Origin of the sequence: Brevibacterium sp. HMSC07C04, assembly GCF_001815905.1 — a bacterium.
In the GTDB taxonomy this organism is placed as follows: Bacteria; Actinomycetota; Actinomycetes; order Actinomycetales; family Brevibacteriaceae; genus Brevibacterium.
The window spans coordinates 38,218-39,498 of record NZ_KV823262.1; the positions used below are offsets into that span (position 1 = coordinate 38,218).

General features: G+C 71.0%; 2 protein-coding genes. Both read right to left on the reverse strand.

What is annotated here, in order from left to right; translation table 11 throughout:
* Positions 1–341 (reverse strand): hypothetical protein (locus tag HMPREF3162_RS06860; RefSeq protein WP_141759558.1); only part of this gene is annotated, 341 nt, incomplete at its 3' end.
* On the reverse strand, positions 338–1,281 hold a 944-nt coding region (locus HMPREF3162_RS06865), incomplete at its 5' end, for an FAD-dependent oxidoreductase (RefSeq protein WP_070777419.1). The genes HMPREF3162_RS06860 and HMPREF3162_RS06865, both read right to left, overlap by 4 nt.

The window sequence follows — 1,281 nt, forward strand, 5'->3', positions numbered from 1 at the left end:
CGATCAGCGGTCGAAGGATTTTCGCAGCAGCCGGTCCTGCGGCCTCGGTGCCGCCGCCCTAACCTGACGAGCATCCCCGCCGTGACGGCCATCACGACGGCGATCCCGGCACCGATGATCCAGGGGTTACCGAGGAGCCCACCGACGCCCGCGAGTGCTCCGCCCGCCGCGATGAGCGGCAGGCCGCAACAGAGCAGCAACGGAAGCGCGCAGCATGCCAGCAAGAGCAGTCCGGTCCCTGCAGCGACGACGGGACCGGCGCGCCGTTCGTCGCGGTCCTGATCGGCGCTCATCGTCTGCTTCAGGATGAGATCTCCCCGATTGCCTGCGTTGCCGTTCATGCGCAGCACGACAGCAGCGACGGGTCGGTGGTGAAGGCCTTCGCGGCGATCCGGATGCCCTCGGCCATCGTCAGGTAGGGAGCCCAGGCGTCGGCGATCTCGGCGACGGTCTTGCCGAGCACGTGGACACCGGCGGCGGCGAGCTCTCCGGCGTCCTTGGCGACGGCGGTCAGGCCGAGGATCTCGTTCGTGTCGGCGTTCACGACGATCTTGATGAACCCGCGGGTGTCGCGGTTGACCAGCGCGCGGGGCACGTGGTGCAGCGGCAGGACGCGGCAATCGCAGCGGATCCCCGCAGCAAGCACTTCCTTCTCGGTCATCCCGACCGCTCCGATCGCGGGCCCGGTGAACGTCACCCGCGGCAGGCGGGAATAGTCGACGGCACGATCGGCGTCGGCGAACGCGTTCTCGGCGACGAGGGTGCCGTGGTGGGCGGCGACGTAGACGAACTCGGGGTGCCCGGTCACGTCGCCCGCGGCCCAGATCCGCGGGTTCGAGGACCGCAGCCGGTCGGAGACGACCACCTCGCCGGAGTCTCCGGTATTCACCCCGACCGCATCGAGGTTCAGGCCGTCGGTGACCGGTCGTCGTCCGAGGGCGAGGAGCACCTGGTCGGCGCGGAACTCCTCCCGGCCGCCGGCGACGTCCGCGGTGACGACGGCCTGCCCGGTCGCGGCGTCGCGGGACACCCGCGTCGGCAGCGCGCGGCGGACCACCCGGATGCCCTCGTCGGCGAACACCTCCTGCAGCGTCCTGGACACCTCCGGCTCCTCCTTCGACGCGAGCCGGGACCGGGCCAGCACGGTGACCTGGGAGCCGAGCCGGGCGAACAGCTGCGCCTGCTCCAGGGCGACGTAGCCGCCGCCGAGCACGAGCAGGGACTCAGGGAGTTCGGTCAGCTCCATCGCCGTGGTCGAGGTCAGGTACCCGGTCTCCTCCA